This is a genomic window from Pseudomonas sp. SDO55104_S430 (genome assembly GCF_054070595.1).
Genome location: NZ_JBSVXG010000278.1, coordinates 1 through 6,559, shown reverse-complemented (window position 1 = coordinate 6,559; position 6,559 = coordinate 1). Strand labels below are relative to the sequence as shown.

At 59.9% G+C, this 6,559-nt stretch carries 5 protein-coding genes; 2 read left to right on the top strand and 3 right to left on the bottom strand.

All coding sequences use genetic code 11. The annotated features are described in order from the left end of the window. Positions 1-51: 51 nt before the first annotated feature. Positions 52-642, bottom strand: a complete 591-nt coding sequence (locus ACW9JE_RS27420; protein WP_457434540.1) for a TetR/AcrR family transcriptional regulator — start codon at positions 640-642, stop codon at positions 52-54. Between the two features lie 29 nt (positions 643-671). Next, entirely contained in the window at positions 672-1,055 is a 384-nt protein-coding gene (locus ACW9JE_RS27415) for a tautomerase family protein (protein ID WP_457434539.1), read from the bottom strand. A gap of 385 nt (positions 1,056-1,440) precedes the next feature. Between ACW9JE_RS27415 and ACW9JE_RS27410 the strand changes: the two genes are divergently transcribed. Further along, a complete protein-coding gene (locus ACW9JE_RS27410) occupies positions 1,441-2,721 on the top strand; it encodes a serine/threonine transporter (protein WP_457434538.1) in 1,281 nt (426 codons plus the stop codon). Between the two features lie 264 nt (positions 2,722-2,985). On the opposite strand, the gene acnB is transcribed toward ACW9JE_RS27410, so the two are convergent. Next, positions 2,986-5,586, bottom strand: a complete 2,601-nt coding sequence (acnB, locus tag ACW9JE_RS27405) for a bifunctional aconitate hydratase 2/2-methylisocitrate dehydratase (RefSeq protein WP_224540531.1) — start codon at positions 5,584-5,586, stop codon at positions 2,986-2,988. A gap of 455 nt (positions 5,587-6,041) precedes the next feature. Between acnB and ACW9JE_RS27400 the strand changes: the two genes are divergently transcribed. Then, positions 6,042-6,512, top strand: coding sequence for a DUF1289 domain-containing protein (locus ACW9JE_RS27400; protein WP_457434537.1), 471 nt, complete (start codon positions 6,042-6,044; stop codon positions 6,510-6,512). The last annotated feature ends 47 nt before the right edge of the window (positions 6,513-6,559 follow it).

Genomic DNA, 6,559 nt, shown 5'->3' with positions numbered 1-6,559 from the left:
GATGTGACTGACCTGGCGCCTTCGCGGGCAAGCCTCGCTCCTACGGGTGCCTCAGGCTTCGGGGTTGGTCAGGTAGCGCTTTGCCGCATAAAGGATCTCATCCGACAACGCCTCGCCCCGGGTCGCACGGGCCAAAGTCAGGGCGCCAATCATCAGCGAATACTGCACCAGCGCCTGCTGGCGCTGCTCCTCAGGGTTGTCCGAATCCATCATCTTGCCGAACGAATCCAGCAGTCGATTCAGCCCCGCCAGAAACGGCTCGCGCAAGCCGCTGTCGGTGCTCTCGTGACACATGTCCCCGGCGAAAGCCACCACCGGGCAGCTCTCGCCGGGATTGTCACGGCTGTGGGTGGAAAGGTAAGGGTCGATCAGGGCCTTGCGCGCCTCCGCCTTGCTTTCTCCGGTATCGGCCCTGAGCTTCCAGCGCTCGCCCACCTGCTTGAACGCCCGCTCGCTGGCTTCCTTGGCCAAGGCTTCCTTGGACTCGAAATGACCATAGAAACCGCCATGGGTCAGCCCGGCCGCCGCCATCACATCGACGACGCTGATCCCGTGCAGCCCGCGCTCGCGAAACAGGCGGGTCGCGGCATCGACGATGATTTCGCGGTTGAGGTCGGCTTGCTTGCGGGAAACTCGAGGCATGGGTGGCTCACAGATATCGAAATGGGATGTCAGAGGGCGTACTGGGCGATGCCGTTGCCGAACGACCAGTTTTCCTTCTTCACTTCCACCAGATTAATGAAAACGTCCTCCAGACGCACGGCCAGTTCCTGGTTGAGGCTCTCGGCGATGGTCTTGTAGAGCAGTTTTTTCTGCTCCACGGTGCGGCCTTCGCTCAGGGTGATCTGGATGATCACCAGTTTGTCAGTGCGCGGGATGCCAAGGTACTGGGGATCGAAGATGAAATGCTGCTCGTCGTGCTCGGCGAGGATCTGGAAATTATCGTCCTTGGGCACGCCGATGGTGCTGTGCATGGCGGCGTAAATCAGCTCGCCGATGCGTTTGGCGTAGGTAGGGTCCTGTTGCTTTTTGATCTCGACGCGAACCAGTGGCATGGCATGACTCCGGGTTGAGGGCAGGTTCATTCAAAATACATTACGCATAACCTTTATCAAGTCCGATCTATCGCTCGCCGACGAAACGCCATGGCAGAAATGACACCGCCCCCTGTAGGAAGCCGAGCTCGCTCGCGATGCACGCAGGAACACCGCGGGGCATCAGGTTTCCCGCGTCATCGTTGACGACCATCGCGAGCAAGCTTGCTCCTACAAGGGATAGCGCCTCGGTGCAACCTGGTACAACCGTTCCTCACCTAAGTCTTTGCTTCTGATCGGGAATCCCGGAGAATCGCACGCTGTTTCGGCCAGGGCGCTGCCTGTCGGATTTTTCCGACTCGTCCTGGCCGGGTGGCAAAAGACCGGAAAGCGGAGATCCGACCGGATGAATGATCAGGTCAATAGCGTCAACGAACGCTATGCAGCAACGACGCCAGCAACCCTATCGAGCTGGAATCGTCATGACACCACCTGGATGCTGGGCCTGTTTGGCACGGCGATTGGTGCGGGCACCCTGTTTTTGCCGATCAACGCGGGTCTCGGCGGCTTCTGGCCGTTGCTGATCCTGGCGTTGCTGGCGTTCCCGATGACCTTCTACGCACACCGCGGCCTGACCCGCTTCGTGCTGTCCGGTCGTGAAGGCGCGGACATCACTGAGGTAGTGGAAGAGCACTTCGGCATCAAGGCCGGCGCGTTGATCACCTTGCTCTACTTCTTCGCGATCTTCCCGATTCTGTTGATCTACAGCGTGGCCCTGACCAACACAGTGGGCAGCTTCATGGAGCATCAGCTGCACATCATGCCGCCACCGCGCGCCGTGCTGTCGCTGGTGCTGATCCTCGGCCTGCTGGCCGTGGTGCGTTGCGGCGAGCAGATGATCGTCAAGGCCATGAGCCTGATGGTCTATCCGTTCATCGTCGCCTTGCTGTTCCTGGCGGTGTTCCTGATTCCGCACTGGAACGGCGGCATCCTGACCACCGCCAGCACGCTGCCCGAGCCTTCGGCGTTGCTGCACACCCTGTGGCTGGCGATTCCGGTGATGGTGTTCTCGTTCAACCACTCGCCGATCATCTCGGCGTTCGCGGTGGACCAGAAGCGTCGTTACGGTGAACACGCCGAACAGCGCAGCTCGCAGATCCTGTCCCGCGCCCACGCCCTGATGGTGGTGATGGTGCTGTTTTTCGTCTTCAGCTGCGTGCTGACCCTGTCGCCAGCGCAACTGGCCGAAGCGAAGGCGCAGAACCTGTCGATCCTGTCCTACCTGGCCAACCACTTCAGCAACCCGACCATCGCCTTCGCGGCGCCGTTGATTGCTTTCGTGGCGATTTCCAAGTCGTTCCTGGGCCACTACATCGGCGCCAGCGAAGGTCTCAAGGGCCTGATCGTCAAAAGCGGCAAGCGCCCGGCAGCCAAGACCCTGGATCGCATGACCGCAGCGTTCATGCTGGTGGTGTGCTGGATCGTCGCCACCCTGAACCCGAGCATTCTGGGCATGATCGAAACCCTGGGCGGTCCGGTGATTGCGGCCATCCTGTTCCTGATGCCGATGTATGCCGTGCGCAAGATCCCGGCGATGGCCCGTTATCGTGGCCAGGCGTCGAACGTGTTTGTGGTGGCGGTTGGGCTGGTGGCGATTTCGGCGTTGATCTATTCGCTGAGTGCCTGATCCCGAAATAATGCGGTAATCCCTGTGGGAGCGGGCTTGCTCGCGAAGGCGCAGTGTCAGTCACCATCAATAGCGACTGACCCACCGCTTTCGCGAGCAAGCCCGCTCCCACATTGTTTTCGGTACTACCTAAGATACCGGGCATCTCACATATCCCTGTGGGAGCGTGGCTTGCCCGCGAAGAACGATGACGCGATGTTTCTGAAGGCATAAAAAAACGCCGCCCCTCTCACGAAGGGCGGCGTTTTTCATTGCTTTGTAACGTTAGGCTTGAACGACCGGGATGTTGGCGTTCGCTGCAGCTTCACGGAACTCGGCGATCTGGTCGAAGGACAGGTAGCGGTATACATCGGCCGCCATGCTGTCGATCTTGCCAGCGTATTCCATGTACTCCTCGACGGTCGGCAGGCGACCCAGGATGGAAGCCACGGACGCCAGCTCGGCCGAAGCCAGGTAGACGTTCGCGCCGTCACCCAGACGGTTCGGGAAGTTACGGGTCGAAGTCGACACGACAGTCGAGTTCGGCTCTACACGTGCCTGGTTACCCATGCACAGCGAGCAGCCTGGCATTTCCATACGGGCGCCAGCCTTGCCGTAGATGCCGTAGTAGCCTTCTTCGGTCAGCTGGTGAGCGTCCATCTTGGTCGGCGGCGACAGCCACAGACGGGTTGGCAGCTGACCCTTGACCTGATCCAGCAGCTTGCCGGCAGCGCGGAAGTGACCGATGTTGGTCATGCACGAACCGATGAACACTTCGTCGATCTTCTCGCCGGCAACGCTGGAGAGCAGACGGGCGTCGTCCGGGTCGTTCGGCGCGCAGAGCACAGGCTCCTTGATGTCGGCCAGATCGATTTCGATGACTTCGGCGTACTCGGCGTCCTTGTCCGCTTCCATCAGCTCAGGGTTGGCGATCCAGGCTTCCATCGCTTGAGCGCGACGTTCCAGGGTACGTGCATCGCCGTAGCCTTCGCCGATCATCCAGCGCAGCAGGGTGATGTTCGATTGCAGGTACTCGGTGATCGACTCTTTGGACAGCTGGATGGTGCAACCGGCAGCCGAACGTTCGGCCGAGGCGTCGGACAGTTCGAACGCTTGCTCGACGGTCAGCTTAGGCAGACCTTCGATCTCCAGGATGCGGCCGGAGAAGGCGTTCTTCTTGCCTTTCTTCTCTACGGTCAACAGGCCTTTCTGGATCGCGTAGTAAGGGATGGCGTGAACCAGGTCACGCAGGGTGACGCCTGGCTGCAGTTCGCCCTTGAAGCGAACCAGGATCGACTCAGGCATGTCCAGCGGCATGACGCCGGTGGCAGCGGCGAACGCTACCAGGCCGGAACCGGCCGGGAACGAGATGCCGATCGGGAAACGGGTGTGGGAGTCACCACCGGTACCGACGGTGTCCGGCAGCAGCATGCGGTTCAGCCACGAGTGGATGATACCGTCGCCCGGACGCAGGGAAACGCCGCCGCGGGTCATGATGAAGTCAGGCAGGGTGTGGTGGGTGGTCACGTCGATCGGCTTTGGATAAGCCGCGGTGTGGCAGAAGGACTGCATCACCAGATCGGTCGAGAAGCCCAGGCACGCCAGGTCTTTCAGTTCGTCACGGGTCATTGGACCGGTGGTGTCCTGGGAGCCCACGGTGGTCATCTTCGGTTCGCAGTAGGTGCCCGGGCGAACGCCGGTCACGCCGCAAGCCTTGCCAACCATTTTCTGCGCCAGGGTGAAACCCTTGGTGCTTTCAGCAGGGGCTTCAGGCTTCTTGAACAGGGTCGAAGGTGCCAGACCCAGCTCGGCGCGAGCCTTCTCGGTCAGGCCACGGCCGATGATCAGCGGGATACGGCCGCCGGCGCGGACTTCGTCCAGCAGGACCGGAGTCTTCATTTCGAAGGTGGTCAGAACTTCGTCGGTGCCGTGCTTGCAGACTTTGCCAGCATGCGGGTACAGGTCGATCACGTCGCCCATGTGCATGTTGGAAACGTCGAATTCGATTGGCAGTGCGCCAGCATCTTCCATGGTGTTGTAGAAGATCGGAGCGATCTTGCTGCCGAAGCAGAAACCGCCGGCGCGCTTGTTCGGGACGTAAGGAACGTCGTCGCCGAAGAACCACAGAACCGAGTTGGTGGCCGATTTACGCGAAGAACCGGTGCCGACCACGTCGCCCACGTAGGCAACAGGGAAACCGCCGTTACGCATTTCTTCGATCTGCTTCATCGGACCGGTGACGCCTTGTGCGTCAGGCACGATGCCGTCGCGAGCCATTTTCAGCATGGCCAGGGCGTGCAGCGGGATGTCAGGGCGGGACCAGGCGTCCGGAGCAGGGGACAGGTCGTCGGTGTTGGTTTCGCCGGTGACCTTGAATACGCGCAGGCTGATCTTGTCGGCCAGGGTTGGACGCTTCACGAACCACTCGCCGTCAGCCCAGGATTGCAGCACGGCCTTGGCGTGAACGTTGCCGTTCTTGGCTTTTTCAGCCACGTCGTGGAAAGCATCGAACATCAGCAGGGTGTGCTTGAGTTCTTCGGCGGCTACTGGTGCCAGTTCGGCGTCGTCCAGCAGGCCTACCAGAGTCACGATGTTGTAGCCGCCCTGCATGGTGCCGAGCAGTTCAACAGCGCGCTTCTTGTCGATCAGGGGGGAGTTGGCTTCGCCTTTGGCGATGGCGGACAGGAAACCGGCCTTGACGTAGGCAGCTTCGTCCACGCCTGGCGGAATACGGTTGGTAACCAGGTCAACGAGGAAAGCTTCTTCGCCAGCCGGGGGATTTTTCAGCAGCTCGACCAGGCCTGCAGTTTGTTCGGCGTTAAGCGGCTGGGGAACGATACCCAGTGCTGCACGCTCTTCGATATGTTTGCGGTAGGCTTCAAGCACAGTTATTACCCTCATCAGTGGTCCCAAATGGGTGTCCGGGACGCTCATCCCGAAATTGCCGTACTCATGCGCTGCATGGCGTTGTGAGCCACTTAGCCAGAATTACCGACAATTCCTTACAGAAGCTGCTTTCAAAGTTTTACGCCTGCAGAACGGGAGCTGATGAGGGTTGGCGTTGGGCTTTTCCCCGCTGGAAAAACCCCTCGCCAACACCGCTCTGAAGGAACGACTGTGCTCGTGACGCTTTGAAAACAGCTTCTAACGGACATTGGCGCCTAAAAAGGCTGGCTGATTCTACGGCAAAAAAAAATTAAAGGTAAGTCGCGGTTTATTGGACTTTGGTGGAGCGTGCCGCAAGACGCGATTGCCCAAGGCCCTGAACTTTGAGGGGTGATCAATGGCGGGCAAAGGGCTAACATGCTGCCCTGTTTCACTTTTTGGCCTTCTGCCTCCCTATGCCCAATCAGACCATCAAGACTCCCTGCGTCGGCCTTTGCTCCACTGTTTACGGTGATCTGGTGTGCCGTGGCTGCAAGCGTTTCCACCATGAAGTGATTCACTGGAACGGTTACAACGAGGACGAAAAGCGCGCGGTGTGGCTGCGCCTGGAGCAATTGCTGTCCCAGGTGATGGCGGCCAAGGTCGAGATTTTCGATACGGGGCTGCTCAGGACTCAGCTGGAGCAGCGCAAGATCCGCTTCGTGCCCCACCAATCGGCGTATTGCTGGGCGTATCAGTTGATCGCGCGGGGGGCGAGGGTGATCAACAATCTGGAAGCCTACGGGATGGTGTTGCTGCCGGAATTTCGCGAGTGGAACCTGCCGGAATTGCGCGATGCGATCGATCGGGAGTTTTTTCTGCTGTCCGAGGCGCACTATCAGCGATATATCGCGCCGGGGTTTCTGAAGGATGCGTTGGGTGATTGATTGAAGAGCTTCGCGGGCAAGCCTCGCTCCTACAGGTCGCGGTGATC

Coding starts and splice junctions, on each gene's coding strand:
- ACW9JE_RS27400 (WP_457434537.1), top strand. CDS start 6,042: ATGCCCAATCAGACCATCAAGACTCCCTGCGTCGGCCTTTGCTCCACT.
- ACW9JE_RS27410 (WP_457434538.1), top strand. CDS start 1,441: ATGAATGATCAGGTCAATAGCGTCAACGAACGCTATGCAGCAACGACG.
- ACW9JE_RS27420 (WP_457434540.1), bottom strand. CDS start 642: ATGCCTCGAGTTTCCCGCAAGCAAGCCGACCTCAACCGCGAAATCATC.
- ACW9JE_RS27415 (WP_457434539.1), bottom strand. CDS start 1,055: ATGCCACTGGTTCGCGTCGAGATCAAAAAGCAACAGGACCCTACCTAC.